This is a genomic window from Mesorhizobium sp. C416B (assembly GCF_030323165.1).
Lineage (GTDB): Bacteria > Pseudomonadota > Alphaproteobacteria > Rhizobiales > Rhizobiaceae > Mesorhizobium.
This window is the reverse complement of record NZ_CP100471.1, coordinates 3,026,517-3,043,795: the sequence shown is the minus strand read 5'-3', so window position 1 is coordinate 3,043,795 and position 17,279 is coordinate 3,026,517. Positions and strand designations below refer to the sequence as shown.

Below are 17,279 nucleotides of genomic sequence, written 5' to 3'. Positions count from 1 at the left end.
GCAGTGGCGCCGGTCAGGCGGCCGATTGCTTGGACAGCCCCACTTTGAGGTCTGTCGCCGCGTATATGGGTTCGCCGTCGGCTTTAAGCCAGCCATCGGCGATGCCGAGAACCAGGCGTCCGCGCATGACGCGCTTGAAATCGATGCCGTATTCCACTTTCTTGACCGAAGGCGTCACCATCCCCTTGAACTTCACTTCGCCGGTCGACAGCGCCATGCCCTTGCCCGGCTCGCCGAGCCAGCCGAGGTAGAAACCCGTCAATTGCCACATGGCGTCGAGGCCCAGGCACCCCGGCATGATCGGATTGCCGATGAAATGGCAGGCGAAAAACCACAGGTCCGGCTTGATGTCGAATTCGGCGCGGATGAAGCCCTTGTCGTGGGCGCCGCCGGTCTCGCTGATCTCGGTGATGCGGTCGAACATCAGCATCGGCGGATAGGGCAGCTGGGCGTTGCCGGGCCCAAACAGCTCGCCGCGGGCGCAGGCAAGCAATTCCTCATAACCGTAGCTGGATTTCGAACCCGCCATATGTCTCGTCCCCATAATGTCCCGGGCGGTGGGGCGCCCTTGTCGTTGGTTTCCTAACACAATCCCTTTCGGTCCGGAAACCGGCGTTTGCGCTTAACCCGCCCGTCTGCCCGGGTCAATGCGCGCTCTCGCATCGGCCCGAAATCGATCTCGATTCCGGAAAGCACGATGCGACGCCAAAAAAGCGATAGAGCGCACTTAGTGCGTCCAACTGGACGCACGTCGCTCTATTGATCGTATTCCGCCAACAGAATATATGTCGGGAGGTATCCAGTTTCGGTTGATGACGTTTTTTCGCCACTCTGGGCGTGTCTTGAGGCAGAACTGTGGGCTTGGACGGATAGATGGATCTGGGCGGCCGGAAGGAAAATGTCGCTGTGGACAAGCGGGTTCGCGAAGCCGGCCTTAGGCCGACACGCCAACGCATTGCGCTGGCCGATCTGCTGTTTGCCAAGGGCGACCGCCACCTTTCGGCCGAGGAACTGCATGAAGAGGCGGTCGCCGCCGGCGTGCCGGTCTCGCTCGCCACCGTCTACAACGCGCTTCACCAGTTCACCCAGGCCGGCCTGCTGCGCATCCTGGCGGTCGAGGGGTCCAAGACCTATTTCGACACCAACACCTCCGATCACCATCATTTTTACATCGAAGGCGAAAACAGGATCTTCGATATAGAAAGCGGTCCGGTGACCGTCTCCAACCTGCCGGAGCCACCCGCAGGCATGGAGATCGCCAATGTCGACATCGTGGTGAGGCTGCGCCCGAAGCGCAGCGTTTAAGCCCCAACCCGTGAAACCTGTCGATTTTGCAATCCGGCTCGAATGGGTTGCGGTCGCGGTCGTGGCTATAGTCGCCTATGCCGCGTCAGGCGTTTCCTGGTGGCTGTTCGCCCTGCTTATTCTGGCGCCCGACCTGTCGATGCTGGGCTATCTCGCCGGGGCACGGATCGGCGCTGTCGCTTACAACGCGTTGCACATCCTGATCGTCCCGCTGTTGCTGGCCCTCGCCGGATATGTTCTGGCCAATTCGACGGCGACCGCGATTGGTCTGATCTGGATCATCCACATCGCCGTCGACCGCGCGCTCGGCTACGGTCTCAAACTGTCGACCGGTTTTCAGGACACCCATCTCGGCCGTATCGGCCGTTAGGCCTCCAGCAATCTCAATTCTTGACGTGCTCGCCGGGATAGGCGCCCCACACCTGCGACTGGGCGATCCAGCCGGTGTGGCCGTCGAAGGTCATTTCGCACCACTGGCCATCGCAGGTTTTGATCGTGCCCGTAACGCCCGGCTCGATGATGGCGATGACGCTGGCGTCCTTATCGGCATCGTCGAGCAGATTGATTCGGCCACCTTTGGTGCGTTGCCAAGGGGCGACGATCGCGGTCCGGCGGCCGGACAGCAGCGACTGGTTGATCCAACCCTCCGAGCCATCGGCATCGCGCACCCGCCGCCAGGTATCGAATTCCTGGATGATTTCCATCGGCAGGCCGGCCTTTGTGTACATCCAGTCGACGGAATAGTTGGCGCCGGGGCCAACGCGCGAGTTGACGCGAGCCGATTTCAGGCTGACGAAACGCGGCAGCGGCAGGCCGCTCGGCCCGAGCGTGACCGTCTGCACAGGTGCGGCGGCACCTTGCGCCGCGGCTTGCGGGGAATGCAGGAGAGCGCCGAGAAGCGCTGCGCTGAGGATCAGGCGAAGCGACGCGAAACCAGACACTTTCATTCCTTTCGGCGCGTGCCCTTTGGTCCGGGCGCCCCTTTTTCTTTGTCTTCGGCGGCACCGCTTGTTACAGGAGTGGCAGGCACCGCGACCGGTATTCAGTTTCGCCTGTCTTGGTTAAAGAGGTCTCAACGAGATCGGGTTCGAGGAAACAATGGCAGGCAAAAAACGGCCTCTCGTCGTCATCACGCGCAAGCTGCCCGATCCGGTCGAGACCCGCATGCGCGAACTCTTCGACGCCAGGCTGAATGTCGAGGACCGCCCGATGACGCAGCCGGAGCTGGTCGCGGCGATCAAGGAAGCCGATGTGCTGGTGCCGACCATCACCGACCAGATCGATGCGGCGCTGATTGCCCAGGCCGGCGACAATCTCAAGCTGATCGCCAATTTCGGAAATGGCGTCGACAAGATCGATGTGGCGGCGGCGGCCAGGAAAGGCATTACCGTCACCAACACGCCGAACGTGCTGACCGAGGATACGGCCGACATGACCATGGCGCTGATGCTGGCCGGCCCGCGGCGGCTGGCCGAAGGCGCCAATGTGCTCACCAGCGACAAGAAATGGGCCGGTTGGTCGCCGACCTGGATGCTCGGCCGGCGCATCTGGGGCAAGCGCCTCGGCATTGTCGGCATGGGCCGCATCGGCACCGCTGTTGCCAGGCGCGCCAAGGCTTTCGGCCTGTCGATCCACTACCATAACCGCCATCGCGTGCTGCCGGCGGTCGAGGAAGGGCTTGAGGCGACCTACTGGGAAAGCCTCGACCAGATGCTTGCCCGCATGGACATCATCTCGGTCAATTGCCCGTCGACGCCGGCGACCTTTCATCTGCTTTCGGCGCGGCGCCTGGCTCTGCTTCAGCCCACCGCCTATGTGGTCAACACCGCGCGTGGCGACATCATCGACGAGGAAGCGCTGGTCAAGCTGATCCAGGACGGCAAGATCGCCGGCGCCGGCCTCGACGTCTACGAGCACGAACCGGCGCTGAACTCGAAACTGCTGAAGCTTGCCGCGAAGAACAAGGTCGTGCTTTTGCCGCATATGGGTTCGGCGACGATCGAGGGCCGCATCGACATGGGCGAGAAGGTGATCATCAACATCCGCGCCTTCTTCGACGGCCACCGGCCGCCGGACCGCGTGCTGCCGCTACGGACTTGAAGCGGGCCGCGTTCAGGATGCGGTTGTGAGGGCGCCATCCGCCGCGACACTCACACGCTTGCCGCGATAGGCCTCAAAATCGTCGCGCTCGAGCCTGAGCGCTACCGGCGTCGGCCAGCCCATTTCCCTGGCCACGATCAAGCCAAGCAGCAGGATCGCGTCCGGCTCGTGCAGCACGAGTGCCGTCGGCGCATGGCCATTGTGGACGAGTTCCATCAGCACGGCTGACGCTGAGGACGAGCCGATCGTGCCGGGCAGGAACAGCACACGCCCGGAAATGGTCTCGCCATGATGCGGGTGACGGACATCGGCGATGCGGCCGCTCTTCGGATCGACGCCACCCCAGAAGCTGATTGGCGCGGTCAGCACCAAGGCCAGTCCTTCGCCTCCGCTGCCCGGCACCAGTATGTCGGCTGCAGCATTCATGCGGCGATGTCCGTAAACCTGGGCTTACCGGCAACCGCGCTTTCCACGCAGTCGGCCAGCGAGCCGTAAAGCACGGCGTAACCGGTATTGCCCGGCGCGTAGTGCGCGAATTTTCCCGAATTGGTCATCAGCACGCCGCCGGCCAGATCCGGCAGGATCGGCGTCACCACCACGCAGGTGTCGGCGACGATGATGACGCCGCTGGCTTCGAGCATCTTGCGCTTGCCGTTCTGCTCCAGCCTGGTGAGCACGTGGCGGCCGGTGCAGGCGTAAATCGGCACGCTGAGCCGCCGCCCGCCAATCAGCCGCTCAAGTGCATCGAATTCGGCCAAAGACAGATGCGGACTGCCGATCGCCACGGCATCGATGGCGGTCTGCGTGGCTGCGGTGGACAGGCCGGCGCGGGCCTTCATGGCCATCTCCGGCGTTACGCGGATCATCGTTTCCGGCCTGCCGCCCACCAGGATGGTCTCGGCGTCGGGCGCCTCGGGCGTCACGCCGGCAATGTGGAACAGGCCGACGGCGCCCGACGATGCCGCAGCCGCGCCGAAGGCCTTCAGCGCATCCTCGCCGGGATGGCTGAATATGCCGGTGACGACGCCGATCGCATTGCCGACCTCACGGCCGTAGAGGTTGCCCAGCACCGGCCAGGCGATCTCGGAGCCAAGGAACGAGGCGGATAGGCCGGACACATCGAACAACAGCCGTGCCTGCCGGTTCTCGGGGCGATGCAGGCCGTAATCCGGCGCGCGGCCCGATATGGCGCAGGCGATGTCGAGGAAGTCGCCATAGCGGTTGGTGCGTGCCCCCAGAACCGAATTGCAGAACACCACCGCGTTGGATTCACCCCAGGCGACATCGCTGCCAAGCGCCGGCCTGTGGCCGGCCTGATAGGGCGCGCAGGTCCAGCTCTGCTCGCAGCCCAGTTTGCGGTAGGCCTCCATCATTCGTCGCGCCATGCCGCGCGCCGGCTCTTCGAGGCGCACGCGCGAGCAGCCCATCAGGTCGAGCGCGCCGACATTGAGCGTCGAGCGCACCGCGACCCTGGCGCCGCTATCGACCAGCCTTTCGGCAAACAGCGTGCCGGAATCGCCGTGATAGAGCGCGCCGTCTATATGCGTCGAGGCGATCGGGATAAGTCGCGGCGCGCCGAGCAGCGCAGCGCTTTCGGCAACGATGCGCATCGCCATCGCCGCCCCGTCATGGCCGGAGGCGACTGTCTGCTCCTGTGAGCTGAGTGCAAGGCTCACGCCAACTCCTTGCGCAAGGTGATCGAGGTCGGCCGGTCATAGCCGTCATGCGCGGTGCGTTCAGTCTCGCGAAAGCCGAGACCGGCAAAGGTTGCATGATTTACGGTGAGTTCGATTCGCGTCTGCAGTTCGATGGCCGGTTTGTTCCGGCTGCGGGCGAGAAATTCGACAGCCTGCATCAGCCGCCTGCCGATGCCTTGCCCTTGAAGCTCAGGTTCGACGGCGAGCTTGCCGATGTAGAAATCATCGGCTCTCTCCAGCGCGAAAACGCAGCCGGCGATCCTGTCATCCTGCAGGGCCAGCAACACGGTCTCTCGGCCAGCCTTGTCCCTGAGGTTTCCGGCGTTCAGCAGATGTGCCGAGGAGGGCGGGTCGATGACGCCGTCCATCGGTGCAAAGGCGCGCATGATCAGGCTGAGCAGTTCGTCCCAGCGCTCGAAATCGGAGGCAAGCTGCGTAACAAGGACGCTGGTGGACCGATCCATAAGCTCAGTTTCTCTTGTAACGGATCGTGTCGAAGCGCGCCGACAGTGCATCGTAGAGCAGCAGCCGGCCGACCAGTGGTTCGCCGATACCGGTGATCAGCTTGATGGCTTCCATTGCCTGCAAGGTGCCGATGACGCCGGTCAGCGCACCGACGACCCCGGCCACCGCGCAGGACGGCACCAGTCCTTCCGGCGGCGCTTCAGGAAAGAGGTCGCGATATCCAGGGTTCGGTCTGCCGTCGGCGCCGGTCCCGAACGGCATCAACACCGTCACCGAGCCGTCGAAGCGGCCGACGGCGGCATGCACGAGCGGCCGCTTTTCCGCCGCGCAGGCATCCGCCACCACATAGCGCGTCTCGAAATTGTCGGAGCCGTCGACGACCACGTCGTAGCGCGCGACGAGAACGGCAGCATTGTCGGCCGTCAGCCTGAAATCGTGCAATTCCACCGCGACATGGGGATTGATCCGGGCGATCGCTGCTTTGGCGCTCTCGGTCTTCGCCGCGCCGACAGTATCGGTGGCGTGGATCACTTGCCGCTGCAGATTGGACAGCGAGACAATGTCGTCATCAACGATGCCAAGTGTGCCGACGCCCGCGGCAGCGAGATATTCCAGCACCGGTGCGCCGAGGCCGCCGGCGCCGATCACCAGCACCCGTGCGCGCTTCAGCCGCTGCTGGCCGGCGCCGCCGATCTCGGGCAGCACGATGTGGCGGGCATAGCGTTCGAGTTCGTCGTCGGTGAGGGCGGCAGGGGTCATTGCCCGACCATATAGCGGAGCAAAAACCTTGTCAGGTCTCTTCGGTCGGCCCAACCGTGCCGTGGTCGACGGTGAGGAACTGCGCGCGTCCCCTCAGGCTGGAAAACAGCGCGGCGTCGGTTCCGGTCATGAAGGCCTGGCAGTTCAGCTCCTCCAGGATCGAGAACAGCGCGGCGCGCCGGCCGGCATCGAGATGCGCGGCAATCTCGTCGAGCAACAGGATCGGCGTCATCGCCGACATCTCGCCGGTCAGCCTTGCGTGCGACAACACGATGCCGACCAGCAGCGCCTTCTGCTCTCCGGTCGAGCAGAGTTCGGCCGGCATCGCCTTGGGGCGGTGGCGCACCAGTAGATCCGAACGGTGCGGGCCGTCGAGCGTGCGTCCGGCGGCGCGGTCGCGCTCGCGGCCGTCGGCAAGGGCGTCGCGATAGCGTTGCTCGACATCCACAGCGGGTGCTGAGGCGACATGGCTTTCAAGGTCGCCGAAGAGGCTGATGTCGGCTTGCGGAAACGGCCCGCTGGACGGCAACCTGTCGATCATGGCGGCCAGCAGGCGCACCAACTCGGCGCGCGCCGCGGCAATCGCCACGCCGGTTTCGACCATTTGCATCTCGATGGCGTCGAACCATGCGCCGTCTCGCGAACCTTCCGTAAGCAATCGGTTACGTCCGCGCATCGCCTTCTCATAGTCGAGCGCGCGCTGGCCGTGGCCGGGATCGATCGCAAGCACCAGCCTGTCGAGAAAGCGCCGCCGGTCCGCGGCAGGCCCCGGGAACAGGCCGTCCATGGCCGGCGTCAGCCAGACCACGCGCAGCCATTCCAGCATGGCGTCGGCCGACCGTGCCGGCGCGCCATTGATGCGCACCTTGCGACCGCCCTCGCCGGCCGCTTCACCCCCGGTGATGCCGGTGCCGATCTCGACCTGCCCCTCCGGCCCGTCGAGCCTTGCGTGCAGCGCAAAGCCGCCATCGCCGCCTTCGCGGGCCACGTCGACATAGGGCGCCCGGCGCAGGCCGCGGCCAGGCGTCAGCAGCGAGATGGCTTCCAGGAGATTGGTCTTGCCGGCGCCATTGTCGCCGGAAAACACCACCGCGCCGGGTGAAAAGCCGATCGACAACGCCGCATAATTGCGGAAATTCGTAAGTGTGAGCTTACTTATGTGATTTTGTTCCGGCAACCGCTATCCGCCTATAGAAGTCGCCGCAATCACTATGCTGCAGTGTGCCGCAGTGCGGCTACACCCGCATCGGCATCAGCACGTAGAGCGCGGTCTCATCGGCCATGTCGTGGATCAGCGTCGGCGAGCCGGCATCGGCCAGCATGAACTTGGCTTCCGTGCCGGTGAGTTGAGCAGCGACGTCGAGCAGATATTTGGCGTTGAAGCCAATCTCGATCGGGTCGGACGAATAGTCGGCCGCCAGTTCCTCGGTGGCGCTGCCCGAATCCGGATTGTTGACGGCAAGCGTCACCTGGCCTTCGGTGATCGAAAGCTTCACCGCGCGGCCGCGCTCGGAGGAAATGGTCGAGACGCGATCGACGGCGGCGGCGAAGCTCTGGCGGTCGATGATCAGCTTCTTGTCGTTGCCGGTCGGAATGACGCGCTGGTAGTCCGGGAAAGTGCCGTCGATCAGCTTCGAGGTCAGAACCACGCTGCCGATGGTGAAGCGGATCTTGGTGTCGGACAATTCGGTGGTCACCGCGACATCGGGATCGTCGACCAGCTTCTGCAATTCGCTGACCGTCTTGCGCGGAATGATGATGCCCGGCATGCCTTCGGACCCGGCCGGAGCGTCGATCTCGGCGCGCGCCAGGCGGTGACCGTCGGTCGCCACCGAACGCAGCTTCAGCTTGCCGCCAGTTTCATGCGTGTGCAGGTAGATGCCGTTGAGATAGTAGCGCGTCTCTTCGGTGGAGATGGCGAACTGGGTCTTTTCGATCAGGCCTCTCAGGGCGACGGAATCGAGCCGGAAGATGTGTGAGAAGGACCCCGCCGAAAGCTCCGGGAAATCGGACTGCGGCAGGCACTGCAGGCGAAAGCTCGAGCGGCCCGACGTCACCGTCATGGCGTTGCCGTCCTCATCGGTCTTCAGCATCACTTCGGCGCCGTCGGCCAGCTTGCGCACGATGTCGTAGAGGAGGTGCGCCGGAACCGTCGTCGCCCCGCCGCGCTCGACCTTTGCCGGCGTCGCTTCGGTCACTTCGAGGTCGAGGTCGGTGGCTTTCATTTCAAGGCTGGCGCCCTCGGCGCTGAGCAGCACGTTCGACAGGATCGGTATGGTATTGCGCCGCTCGACCACGCGATGAACGTGGTTGAGCGACTTCAGGAGATTGGACCGTTCCAGGATAACACGCATGACGAAACAGGCTCGCTTGAATGAATGGACGGGTCACCAGTGGGCGGCGCCCCGCGAAAGGTCTGAACAGGCTCAGAATCTATGCAAACTGACAGGAAAAAGCCAGCAAACGCAAGTCCGGGCCACCGGTTCGCGCCGGTTAAGCGGGCTTTCTGGGGATAAAGCGGACGTTGGCCGGCAACCGATGCATGTCGCCGAAAACTGCGCAGCGGTTTTGGGACAACGACATGCATCAAAACAAGAAAATTTAAAGCGCGACGACCGAATACTCTAACCCGGCGCGCTCCGTTTGCCGCGCCGATCAGGCTTGGTCGTTGATCAGCCTGCGCAACAGTTCCAGTTCCTGCGCCAGCGTGTTGTCGACGCCGGAAAGGTCCTCGATCTTGCGCACCGCATGCAGCACCGTGGTGTGGTCGCGCCCGCCGAACCGCCGGCCGATCTCCGGCAGCGAGCGCGGCGTCAATACCTTCGACAGGTACATGGCGACCTGCCTGGGCTTCACGATGGTGCGCGTGCGCCGGTTGGACAGCAACTCGGTCTTCGACACATTGTAGTGGCGCGCCACGATGCGCTGGATGTCCTCGATGCGCACCCGCTTCGGCTCGCCAGAGCGATAGATGTGCCCCAGGATCTCGTCGATGCGGTCGATGGTGATCGCCGGCTCGAACGACTGACGAAACAGCAGTTGGTTGAACGCGCCTTCCAGCTCACGCCCGCTGCCGGTGACGGTACGGGCGACATGGTTGAGGATCTCCTCCGAAATATTGAGCGACGCATCGTCGACCTTGGCCGTGGCAAGCCGCAGCTTGAGCATGCCGATGCGCATGGCGAAGTCCGGCGCCGACATTTCCAGCGCGACACCGCCATTGAGGCGCGAGCGCACCCGCGGTTCCAGCGATTCCAGTTCCGACGGCGGCCTGTCGGCGGCAACCACCACTTGCTTGGCGCTGTCGAGCAGCATGTTGATGAGATGGCAGAATTCGTGCTGGATCGACTTGCCCTGCAGGAACTGCATGTCGTCGATGATCAAGAGGTCGATGTCGCGCAGCTGTTCCTTCAGCGTCAGCGCATTGTTGTCGCGGATCGCGGTGGCGAAGCGCCACATGAAATATTCGGCCGTCAGATAGACGACGCGCGATTTCGGGTTCTGTTTCAGGGATTCGGCCGCAATCGCCTGCAAAAGGTGCGTCTTGCCGAGCCCGACGGTTGCATGAAGGAACAGCGGGTTGAAGCGCACCGCGCTCGACTGCGATTCCGCCACGGCTTTGGCTGCGGCGAAAGCCACCCGGTTCGACGGGCCTTCGATAAAGGAGCCGAACGTGTAGCGCGGGTCGAGCGGCGACCCCAGCACATTGTGCCGGAATTCGCTCTCGATGGGCGTGCCGGGACGAGGGGCGGGCGCCCGATCCACCCTGCCGGGGCCGACCGTGCCGGCCGCCAATGCGGTCTGCGTATGCTTGGTCATCTTGCGCGCCGGCACGACCTCGGGTTCGACGCCATTGCGGGCAGGACGGGTCGCGGTGCGCACGACCATCTCGATCTTGAGGATTTCGGGATCCTCGTGCTTCCACAGATCGGCGATGAGATCGAGATAATGGCCATTGATCCACGAGCGCAGGAAGGCCGTGGGCACCGAGATGCGTACAATGCCCCGGGAAGCCTCAGCCACCTTCATACGGCCGAACCAGCTCGAATAGACCTCGGTTCCCAGGCGCGCCTTCAACTGGGCCTTGACCCGATCGAACTTCTGTTCCGCGTCGTTGGAAGCCGCCATATCGTGCGCTCCGACCAATGTTCCGGGAAATGGCAGGTCGCCCGTAAGCTCCCGCTCGATGCCGCTCTGCATGATTGTGCGTCCCTTTTCCTTTGTACCTTTTTCCCGCCGGGAGTGCGCCTCCTGCACCCATGTTTCCGGCGACCGTATCTTCGCTACAACACCACCGCCGCCGCCGGCGGATGACGTTGCCTCGTCAAAAAGGGATCGGTCCCGGCTGCTTAAAGCCAGTCCGTCTGACATGTTCGGGCAAAGCGGTGCTGCCCGGCGAAAACGCCGGTGCGCCATCAAGCTGCCATGTACAATTACGCCAGTCCCCTATCGTATCGAAAAGGCAAGCCATACCCGTTCGCGGAATTGATCCACGTCATGAATTCTGCCACTGTTAGCTGGCCGATTCAGGCTGGGTTAAGGGCTAATGGCCCGTCCCTTTCGATAGATCGACATTACCGAAATCGCTGTGGATAGGGCAAGGCCACCTCTAACGGATTTTTAAGGAATCTGGTTAGTGAACAACGGTTCGGGCTCCGTGCTGGAAGCGCATATTTTGACAAAGCCATTGGGATTCAAACCCTTTTGCCGCGAATATGAAAATGGCTGTGCGGTTTGAAATTTTCTGAAATAATTCGCTTGACACCAACTTGCTGCCTGTCGCCCACAGGCGATGTGAACAAGCTGTGGATCACTTCCAGCAAGTCGTTGAAAAATATCAGCAATTTGTGACAGCCAAATTTATTGGCGTGGGCCGTTTCGGCGGATTGGAATATCAGTGGGAGTGTATGTGCCGGCAAAGCATTCCGGACTCTGGAATGCGGCTCGGGCATGCTTTGCGGCCGTTCTTTTTAAGTGCTTGCCGGCAAACGAAAAAACCCGGCGCGATTGGCCGGGTTTGAAAGAACAACAGTTCAGGAACGGTCAATCAGGCCGACAGCACCTTGAGGCGGTGAGCCAGACGCGACACCTTGCGCGATGCCGTATTCTTATGGATCACGCCTTTGGTCGCGGCGCGCATCAATTCCGGCTCTGCGGTCTTGAAGGCTTCCAGCGCGGCTGCCTTGTCGCCGGCAGCCAGTGCCTCTTCGACCTGGCGGACATATGTACGCACGCGCGAGCGGCGGTTCTTGTTGATCGCTGCGCGGCGGGCGATCTTGCGCGTTGCCTTTTTGGCCGAGGAGGTATTGGCCATGATGCCTCTCTTCTGATCTGGTGGGCGCATGCGGGATGCCGCAGGGCGCAAAAAACAAACGGGCAGCCAACGGCCGCCTCGGTTGGAGCGGCTTATAGTTCAGCTTTTCCGGCGCGTCAACGCCGCTTTGGCTTCTTTTTGGTCCTCGCCGCCGCCACTCTAGCGATTGGTGAAATTCGGCTTCCGCTTCTCGGCAAAGGCTGCCATCCCTTCCTTCTGGTCGTCGAGCGCAAACAGCGAGTGGAACAGCCGGCGTTCGAAGCGCAGTCCCTCCGCCAGCGTCGTCTCGTAGGCGCGGTTGACTGCCTCCTTGGCCATCATCACCGATGGCAGTGAAAACTCTGATATCCTGGCCGCGGCCTTCATCGCCTCCTCGATCAACTCGCCGGCCGGCACGACGCGCGAGGCCAGGCCGCTGCGCTCGGCTTCGGCGGCATCCATCATCCGACCGGTCAGGCACATGTCCATGGCCTTCGACTTGCCGACAAAGCGGGTCAGCCGTTGCGACCCGCCCATGCCGGGAATGACGCCGAGCGTGATTTCGGGCTGGCCGAATTTCGCCGTGTCGGCGGCAATGATGAAATCGCACATCATCGCCAGTTCGCAGCCGCCGCCCAGTGCATAGCCGGCGACCGCCGCGATCATCGGCTTGCGCGCACGGGTAAACTCTTCCCAGCCGACGAAGAAATCCTGCACATAGGCCTCCGCGTAGGTGACGGCCTGCATTTCCTTGATGTCGGCGCCCGCCGCAAAAGCCTTCTCGGAACCGGTGATGACCATGGCGCCGATGCCGGGATCGGCGTCGAACCCCTTTGCCGCCGTCAGCAAATCCGCCAGCACCTGCGCGTTCAGCGCGTTCAGCGCCTTGGGCCGGTTCAGCGTGATCAGGCCGACCTTGCCGCGCGTCTCGACGATGATGGTTTCATAGCTCATGGGCTGGCCTCCTGGTTGCGGCACTGAAGGACCGTCTAGCTTACCGCTGGCAGGTCCGGCAATAAAAGGTCGAGCGGCCGCTTTGCACGATGCGCTCGATGTGGCCGCGACAGCCGGGCGTCGGACAGGGCTCGCCTTCGCGATCGTAGACCGCGAAGGAATGCTGGAAATAGCCCGGCGACCCGTCTGTGTGCACATAGTCGCGCAGCGAAGACCCGCCGGCGGCGATCGCATCGGCGATCACCGAACGGATTGCCTCGGCCAGTCGTTCGCTCTGTTCCTTGGCCTTCTTGCCGGTCCCGGCGATGGTGCCTGCCTCGCGCAATGGCGAAAGGCCGGCGCGCCACAGCGCTTCCGACACATAGATATTGCCGAGCCCGGCAATCAGCTTCTGGTCGAGCAGCGCCGCCTTCAACGGCGATCTGCGGCCCTTCAGCAGAGAGGCGAGCAGGGCGCCTTCCAGCGCATTGCCGGTCGGCTCGACGCCCAGTCCCGCGAGCATCGGATGCGCGTCGGCCAGGCCTTCCGCAAACAGCATGAAGCCGAAGCGACGCGGGTCGTTGAAGACCACGCGAGACTGGACGCCGACAGGCGACACGACATGGAACACCACATGGTCGTGCTTGGCATCCTTCGAGCGCTCTTGATGGAACGTGCCGGGCGTCTCTTTGTCATCAGCGGCCTCGATGCGGAACGAGCCCGACATGCCGAGATGGCAGATCAGCACCGGGCCACCGTCCAGGTGTATGGTGAGATATTTGGCGCGGCGGCCAAGCGCGATGACCGTCTTGCCGGTCAGCCGCTGCGCAAATTTCGCCGGAAACGGAAATCTGAGATCGGGCCGGCGCGCCTCGACGCGCACGATCCGCGCGCATTCCAGAACCGGCTGCAGGCCGCGCCGGACCGTTTCGACCTCGGGCAGTTCAGGCATGGCCGCCTATCGCCGAATGGAAGGAAGCGCCGTGGCGGCCGCGCGCCAGCTTGAGGTGTTCGGCGACCGTCTCGCCGATATCGGCGAAGGTGGTCCTGAGCCCGATGTCGCCGCCCGTGAGACCCGGTGCGGTGCCGATGACCGGGACGCGTTCGCGCGTGTGGTCGGTGCCACGCCATGTCGGATCGTTGCCATGGTCGGCGGTGAGGATGAGCAGATCGCCCGGCTTCAGCTTTGCCAGTGCCTCGGGCAGCCGGCGGTCGAAGGCTTCGAGCGCCGCAGCATAGCCGGCGACGTCGCGGCGATGGCCGAACTCGGTGTCGAAGTCGACGAAATTGGCGAACACCAGGTCGCCGTCGCCGGCATCGTCCATCGCGCCCAGCGCCTTGTCGAACATTGCCATGTTGCCGGGCGCCTTGCGTACTTCCGAGATACCGCGGTGGGCGAAGATGTCGCCGATCTTGCCGACCGCGATCACCCGGCTGCCGCGCCCGGTCAAGCGGTCGAGCAGCGTCGGCTCAGGCGGCGGCACGGCGTAGTCATGGCGGTTGTAGGTGCGCTCGAAGGTGGCTGATGTTTCGCCCAGGAAAGGCCGTGCGATCACCCGTCCGATCTTCAGCGGATCGACCAGCCGGCGTACCGTCTTGCAGAACTCGTAGAGCCGCTCAAGGCCGAAATGAACTTCGTGCGCTGCTATCTGCAGGACGGAATCGACCGAGGTGTAGCAGATCGGCTGGCCGGTGCGGATATGCTCCTCGCCGAAGCGCTCGATGATCTCCGTGCCGGGCGCATGGCAGTTGCCGAGAATGCCCGGCACTTTACCCTCGCGGATCATCGCTTCGGTCAGTTCGGCAGGGAAGGCGGGCACCTTATCGGGGAAATAGCCCCAGTCGAACCGCACGGGCAGCCCGGCGATTTCCCAGTGACCCGACGGCGTATCCTTGCCGCTCGAAATCTCCTGCGCGGCGCCGTGGAAAGCGGAGGCTGAAACGGCGGCTTTGCTGTCGAATTGGAAGCCGGTTGCGGTTTCTGCTGCGCGGCCGAGACCGAGCGAAACCATGGTGGGCACCTTCAGCGGTCCCTCGCGCAGGCCCTCGCGATCGGCGCGGGCTTCCGCGCAGGCCAGCGCGATATGTCCGAACGTGTTCGAGCCGGCGTCGCCATAGCGTTCGGCATCGGCGGCGCCGCCAATGCCGAAAGAATCGAGAACGAAGAGGAAAGCGCGTGACATCGGTGCCGTCATTGCCAGTCTGGTTGACCAGACATAAGGTCCCGTCGCGGCATTGGCAAATCGTAAACCAGGCGGCAACGGCCTGACGCGATGGTCGCGAGGTCGGGCAGGCGCGCTGTACGCATCCTTGAGACATGCGATGCGCTTCAAGGAAACGGTGTGCGGGGCATGGATCGATGAGACGGGCTGACCTCGGTTGGAGTGCACTGGCGACCACTGTAGCGCTCCTGGCCTCGCAGCTCGCCGCGCACGCCGACTGGCGCGACCAGATCGGCACGTTTCGCATCGGCATCGTTGCCGACCCGGGCGCCGGCAACACGGTTCCGGGTCTGGCCTTGCTGACTGACGCCTACGGCAAGGCGCTCGGCATGAAGGTGGAATTCGTCGTCGCGCATGACTATGCGGCGCTGATAGAGGCACAGGCCAATGGCCGGATTCAGTACGCGGTCTATTCGGCGACCGCCTACGCCACCGCCTCGGAGCGCTGCGCCTGCGTCGAACCTCTTGTGGCGCCGGTCGATGCCGACGGTGCCACGGGCATCCGCTCCGTGCTTTTGACGCGCGACGGCAGGCTTTCCGATCTCGCGGCCCTGGAAACGCACCGCATCGCCATGGCGCCGTCCGGCAATGTCGGCGGTTCGCTTCTACCGCTCGCCGGGCTGGCGGCCGACGGCATCAAGATCAGCCAGAATGCGCCATTCCTCGCTCATGCCGGCTCGGCTGCTGCCGCAGAAGCGATGCTGGTCGATGGCCAGGCCGATGCCGTGTTCGGCTGGGAGCGGGCCACGGCGGAAAACCGGACGGGGATTGCTGGCGATCAGCCGGCTGATCCGGACGGCACGGCGGCGCGACTGGAGGCGGCGGGCATTCCAGAAGCCGCGCTCCAGATCATCTGGACCTCCGGCGTGCTCAGATACGGCCCTCACGCCGTCCGCAGCGATCTCGACCCCGAAGCCAAACGCCGACTGACCGTCTTCCTCACCAATCTCAGATCGCAGTCGCCGGAAGTCTACGATTTCGTGGAATCGAGACATTCGGGAGGGTTCACGCTCGCCGCTGCGAGTGACTATGCGATGGCCGCTTCCATCGTGCGCCTGGTGTCGGGCAGCACCGGCAGCGGCGCGCAATAAAGCCGGGGTCGGATGGGCCAGAGCTGCTTCAGCAATCGCTGCAGGGGATCGACGTGGCCCGGCGCGGCCTGAGATAGTAGGTTTCGCTCATCGTTATTTTGCCTTCGTTGAAGGCCGAGATAAATCCGAGCGGCTTTTCGGCGCCTTCCGACCAGGAGATGATCGGTTGGTATTTGAGAGTGGTTTGGACACGAATGAGGAAAGTCCCAGCAATATTGAGCGTTGCCGGAACGGTGGTGGCGGTTGTCGGGTCGGAGTCGCGGCTAGTGATCCCATTCAGCACGCGCCAGGACCACGCCACCTTTGCTTGCGGTGTCGCATTACCCGGATCGGCTTCGATGTCGATTGCTGTAATGAAGATATCGGCGACTGAGCGGTTATAAGGCTGAAGGCTGGAGTTTCCAATCTTCATGATGTCGGTGAGATCTGCGTTGACCACTGACGTTTGCTGCGTGACGAGGTCGGCAACCATGGAACTGATGCGGCTGACCTTCTTGCTGGCCTCGATGGCTTGCGAGGCCTCCATGGTAACGAAATACATGATCAGCAAGACAGGCACGATGAGGGCAAATTCGACCGCCGCTATGCCGCGCCGATCGGCAAAAAACCGCGCCGCTCTCTTCCAGATAACCGACATCCCCGGATGTGCCCCCGCACAAAACATGCACTTTTCCTTTTGCTTACACGTGCAATTTCAGTTGTCGAATGGCTCGTTTTGCCACGTTGTCGTCGCGTAATGCAGAGTCTTGCCGCCATCCATATTCGACATGTATTGAGCCATGAAATCGGTCATGACCGGCCAAGGGTAAAAGACCCGCAGCATGTTCTTTGATTCTGCCGGGCCTATTGTGGGGGTCCCGAAAACCGGCTCCTTGCCTGTATCCGGATCCTTGCCCGTCAGCGTGATGGTCGAGCCGGAAATCGTGAAACCCGCACTGGCTGCCCCGGCAAAGGTCTTGAACGGGCGCAGATCCACCAGCAAACCGGGGCAACCCTTGGCGACAATAATCTCCAGTCTGGCGCAGACCAAGCCCTTCAGCTCCTCGTCCGTTACATCGGCTTGCCTCAACTGGCCAGTACGCAACTGACGAGCGATATCATCGGTGATGTTGGCCATCACCTCCTGTCCGGCGAATGAAACGCAGCTCTCGAGGATGGCGAAGACGAGAGCCGCAAACGGTAACGCAAGCATGGCGAATTCTATCGCGGTGCTGCCGCGCCGATCGCCAAGGAAACGACGGATAAACTTTCCTCGTCCTGCGCTGGCCTTGCCGATTCCGGGTCTTGAATCCTCGCAATAATCCTCGCCCATATCCGTCCCTGCCGATCCTGATGCGGTACCAGAGACAACATTAGCCAGAACCCATTGAGGTCCGGTTTGGATGACCGTTAAATTTGCCGAGACTGCATTAAC

Annotated in this window: 21 protein-coding genes; 6 read left to right on the top strand and 15 right to left on the bottom strand. The window is 63.1% G+C overall.

Annotated features, from left to right (window positions below; translation table 11 throughout):
• Positions 1-13: 13 nt before the first annotated feature.
• Positions 14-529 carry a 3-hydroxyacyl-[acyl-carrier-protein] dehydratase FabA gene (gene fabA, locus NLY43_RS14875; protein WP_023669566.1) on the bottom strand — a complete coding sequence of 172 codons (516 nt, stop codon included), beginning with the start codon at positions 527-529 and terminating at the stop codon, positions 14-16.
• A gap of 344 nt (positions 530-873) precedes the next feature.
• Between fabA and irrA the strand changes: the two genes are divergently transcribed.
• On the top strand, positions 874-1,305 hold the full coding sequence (irrA, locus tag NLY43_RS14870; RefSeq protein WP_031193300.1) for an iron response transcriptional regulator IrrA: 432 nt from the start codon (positions 874-876) through the stop codon (positions 1,303-1,305).
• A 10-nt stretch (positions 1,306-1,315) separates the two neighbouring features.
• Positions 1,316-1,675 (top strand): DUF4260 domain-containing protein, encoded by a 360-nt coding sequence (locus NLY43_RS14865; protein WP_023669568.1) that lies wholly within the window; start codon positions 1,316-1,318, stop codon positions 1,673-1,675.
• Positions 1,676-1,688: 13 nt separating this feature from the next.
• Here NLY43_RS14865 and NLY43_RS14860 read toward each other — a convergent pair whose 3' ends face one another.
• On the bottom strand, positions 1,689-2,246 hold the full coding sequence (locus tag NLY43_RS14860) for an SH3 domain-containing protein (protein ID WP_023669569.1): 558 nt from the start codon (positions 2,244-2,246) through the stop codon (positions 1,689-1,691).
• A 157-nt stretch (positions 2,247-2,403) separates the two neighbouring features.
• Between NLY43_RS14860 and NLY43_RS14855 the strand changes: the two genes are divergently transcribed.
• Positions 2,404-3,405, top strand: coding sequence for a 2-hydroxyacid dehydrogenase (locus NLY43_RS14855; protein WP_023669570.1), 1,002 nt, complete (start codon positions 2,404-2,406; stop codon positions 3,403-3,405).
• Between the two features lie 12 nt (positions 3,406-3,417).
• Here NLY43_RS14855 and NLY43_RS14850 read toward each other — a convergent pair whose 3' ends face one another.
• The 6 genes from NLY43_RS14850 to dnaN are packed head-to-tail and all read right to left on the bottom strand — an operon-like array spanning position 3,418 to position 8,680.
• Complete coding sequence (locus NLY43_RS14850; RefSeq protein ID WP_023669571.1) at positions 3,418-3,831, bottom strand: aconitase X swivel domain-containing protein; 414 nt, start codon at positions 3,829-3,831, stop codon at positions 3,418-3,420.
• Positions 3,828-5,081 (bottom strand): aconitase X, encoded by a 1,254-nt coding sequence (locus tag NLY43_RS14845; RefSeq protein WP_023669572.1) that lies wholly within the window; start codon positions 5,079-5,081, stop codon positions 3,828-3,830. The genes NLY43_RS14850 and NLY43_RS14845 overlap by 4 nt, the downstream gene beginning before the upstream one ends.
• On the bottom strand, positions 5,078-5,566 hold the full coding sequence (locus NLY43_RS14840; RefSeq protein WP_023669573.1) for a GNAT family N-acetyltransferase: 489 nt from the start codon (positions 5,564-5,566) through the stop codon (positions 5,078-5,080). Before NLY43_RS14840 ends, NLY43_RS14845 begins: the two co-directional genes overlap by 4 nt.
• Before the next feature lie 4 nt (positions 5,567-5,570).
• Positions 5,571-6,326 (bottom strand): molybdopterin-synthase adenylyltransferase MoeB, encoded by a 756-nt coding sequence (locus tag NLY43_RS14835; protein ID WP_023711433.1) that lies wholly within the window; start codon positions 6,324-6,326, stop codon positions 5,571-5,573.
• 31 nt (positions 6,327-6,357) lie between these two features.
• On the bottom strand, positions 6,358-7,503 hold the full coding sequence (recF, locus tag NLY43_RS14830) for a DNA replication/repair protein RecF (protein ID WP_023669574.1): 1,146 nt from the start codon (positions 7,501-7,503) through the stop codon (positions 6,358-6,360).
• A gap of 58 nt (positions 7,504-7,561) precedes the next feature.
• Positions 7,562-8,680: a DNA polymerase III subunit beta gene (dnaN, locus tag NLY43_RS14825; protein ID WP_023669575.1), complete on the bottom strand. Its 1,119-nt coding sequence runs from the start codon at positions 8,678-8,680 to the stop codon at positions 7,562-7,564.
• Between dnaN and NLY43_RS14820 the strand changes: the two genes are divergently transcribed.
• The gene (locus tag NLY43_RS14820; RefSeq protein WP_155922476.1) at positions 8,679-8,954 is read left to right on the top strand and encodes a hypothetical protein; all 276 of its coding nucleotides are present in this window, start codon (positions 8,679-8,681) and stop codon (positions 8,952-8,954) included. The genes dnaN and NLY43_RS14820 overlap by 2 nt on opposite strands.
• A 27-nt stretch (positions 8,955-8,981) precedes the next feature.
• Here the strand turns inward: NLY43_RS14820 and dnaA are convergent, their stop codons facing one another.
• The gene (gene dnaA, locus NLY43_RS14815) at positions 8,982-10,526 is read right to left on the bottom strand and encodes a chromosomal replication initiator protein DnaA (RefSeq protein WP_031199295.1); all 1,545 of its coding nucleotides are present in this window, start codon (positions 10,524-10,526) and stop codon (positions 8,982-8,984) included.
• A 569-nt stretch (positions 10,527-11,095) separates the two neighbouring features.
• Here dnaA and NLY43_RS14810 point away from each other — a divergent pair.
• Complete coding sequence (locus NLY43_RS14810) at positions 11,096-11,347, top strand: hypothetical protein (RefSeq protein WP_156935503.1); 252 nt, start codon at positions 11,096-11,098, stop codon at positions 11,345-11,347.
• A 26-nt stretch (positions 11,348-11,373) separates the two neighbouring features.
• Here the strand turns inward: NLY43_RS14810 and rpsT are convergent, their stop codons facing one another.
• From rpsT to NLY43_RS14790, 4 genes are all read right to left on the bottom strand, one after another.
• Positions 11,374-11,640 (bottom strand): 30S ribosomal protein S20, encoded by a 267-nt coding sequence (rpsT, locus tag NLY43_RS14805; RefSeq protein WP_023681995.1) that lies wholly within the window; start codon positions 11,638-11,640, stop codon positions 11,374-11,376.
• Positions 11,641-11,799: 159 nt separating this feature from the next.
• Complete coding sequence (locus NLY43_RS14800) at positions 11,800-12,573, bottom strand: enoyl-CoA hydratase (RefSeq protein WP_023681994.1); 774 nt, start codon at positions 12,571-12,573, stop codon at positions 11,800-11,802.
• Between the two features lie 40 nt (positions 12,574-12,613).
• The gene (gene mutM, locus NLY43_RS14795) at positions 12,614-13,504 is read right to left on the bottom strand and encodes a bifunctional DNA-formamidopyrimidine glycosylase/DNA-(apurinic or apyrimidinic site) lyase (protein ID WP_023711432.1); all 891 of its coding nucleotides are present in this window, start codon (positions 13,502-13,504) and stop codon (positions 12,614-12,616) included.
• Positions 13,497-14,735: a phosphopentomutase gene (locus NLY43_RS14790; protein ID WP_023711431.1), complete on the bottom strand. Its 1,239-nt coding sequence runs from the start codon at positions 14,733-14,735 to the stop codon at positions 13,497-13,499. Before NLY43_RS14790 ends, mutM begins: the two co-directional genes overlap by 8 nt.
• Positions 14,736-14,911: 176 nt before the next feature.
• Here NLY43_RS14790 and NLY43_RS14785 point away from each other — a divergent pair, with 176 nt between their 5' ends.
• On the top strand, positions 14,912-15,865 hold the full coding sequence (locus NLY43_RS14785) for a PhnD/SsuA/transferrin family substrate-binding protein (RefSeq protein ID WP_023711430.1): 954 nt from the start codon (positions 14,912-14,914) through the stop codon (positions 15,863-15,865).
• Positions 15,866-15,893: 28 nt separating this feature from the next.
• Here the strand turns inward: NLY43_RS14785 and NLY43_RS14780 are convergent, their stop codons facing one another.
• Complete coding sequence (locus NLY43_RS14780; RefSeq protein ID WP_245264030.1) at positions 15,894-16,502, bottom strand: TadE/TadG family type IV pilus assembly protein; 609 nt, start codon at positions 16,500-16,502, stop codon at positions 15,894-15,896.
• Between the two features lie 57 nt (positions 16,503-16,559).
• The gene (locus NLY43_RS14775) at positions 16,560-17,177 is read right to left on the bottom strand and encodes a TadE/TadG family type IV pilus assembly protein (protein WP_023669583.1); all 618 of its coding nucleotides are present in this window, start codon (positions 17,175-17,177) and stop codon (positions 16,560-16,562) included.
• Between the last annotated feature and the right edge of the window lie 102 nt (positions 17,178-17,279).

Excerpts from the sequence above, each read along its gene's own strand:
- irrA (WP_031193300.1), top strand. The coding sequence starts at position 874 with ATGGATCTGGGCGGCCGGAAGGAAAATGTCGCTGTGGACAAGCGGGTT.
- NLY43_RS14840 (WP_023669573.1), bottom strand. The coding sequence starts at position 5,566 with ATGGATCGGTCCACCAGCGTCCTTGTTACGCAGCTTGCCTCCGATTTC.
- rpsT (WP_023681995.1), bottom strand. The coding sequence starts at position 11,640 with ATGGCCAATACCTCCTCGGCCAAAAAGGCAACGCGCAAGATCGCCCGC.
- dnaN (WP_023669575.1), bottom strand. The coding sequence starts at position 8,680 with ATGCGTGTTATCCTGGAACGGTCCAATCTCCTGAAGTCGCTCAACCAC.
- dnaA (WP_031199295.1), bottom strand. The coding sequence starts at position 10,526 with ATGCAGAGCGGCATCGAGCGGGAGCTTACGGGCGACCTGCCATTTCCC.
- NLY43_RS14800 (WP_023681994.1), bottom strand. The coding sequence starts at position 12,573 with ATGAGCTATGAAACCATCATCGTCGAGACGCGCGGCAAGGTCGGCCTG.
- NLY43_RS14835 (WP_023711433.1), bottom strand. The coding sequence starts at position 6,326 with ATGACCCCTGCCGCCCTCACCGACGACGAACTCGAACGCTATGCCCGC.
- mutM (WP_023711432.1), bottom strand. The coding sequence starts at position 13,504 with ATGCCTGAACTGCCCGAGGTCGAAACGGTCCGGCGCGGCCTGCAGCCG.
- NLY43_RS14820 (WP_155922476.1), top strand. The coding sequence starts at position 8,679 with ATGACGAAACAGGCTCGCTTGAATGAATGGACGGGTCACCAGTGGGCG.
- NLY43_RS14855 (WP_023669570.1), top strand. The coding sequence starts at position 2,404 with ATGGCAGGCAAAAAACGGCCTCTCGTCGTCATCACGCGCAAGCTGCCC.
- fabA (WP_023669566.1), bottom strand. The coding sequence starts at position 529 with ATGGCGGGTTCGAAATCCAGCTACGGTTATGAGGAATTGCTTGCCTGC.
- NLY43_RS14780 (WP_245264030.1), bottom strand. The coding sequence starts at position 16,502 with ATGTCGGTTATCTGGAAGAGAGCGGCGCGGTTTTTTGCCGATCGGCGC.
- NLY43_RS14790 (WP_023711431.1), bottom strand. The coding sequence starts at position 14,735 with ATGTCACGCGCTTTCCTCTTCGTTCTCGATTCTTTCGGCATTGGCGGC.
- NLY43_RS14785 (WP_023711430.1), top strand. The coding sequence starts at position 14,912 with ATGAGACGGGCTGACCTCGGTTGGAGTGCACTGGCGACCACTGTAGCG.
- NLY43_RS14850 (WP_023669571.1), bottom strand. The coding sequence starts at position 3,831 with ATGAATGCTGCAGCCGACATACTGGTGCCGGGCAGCGGAGGCGAAGGA.
- NLY43_RS14775 (WP_023669583.1), bottom strand. The coding sequence starts at position 17,177 with ATGGGCGAGGATTATTGCGAGGATTCAAGACCCGGAATCGGCAAGGCC.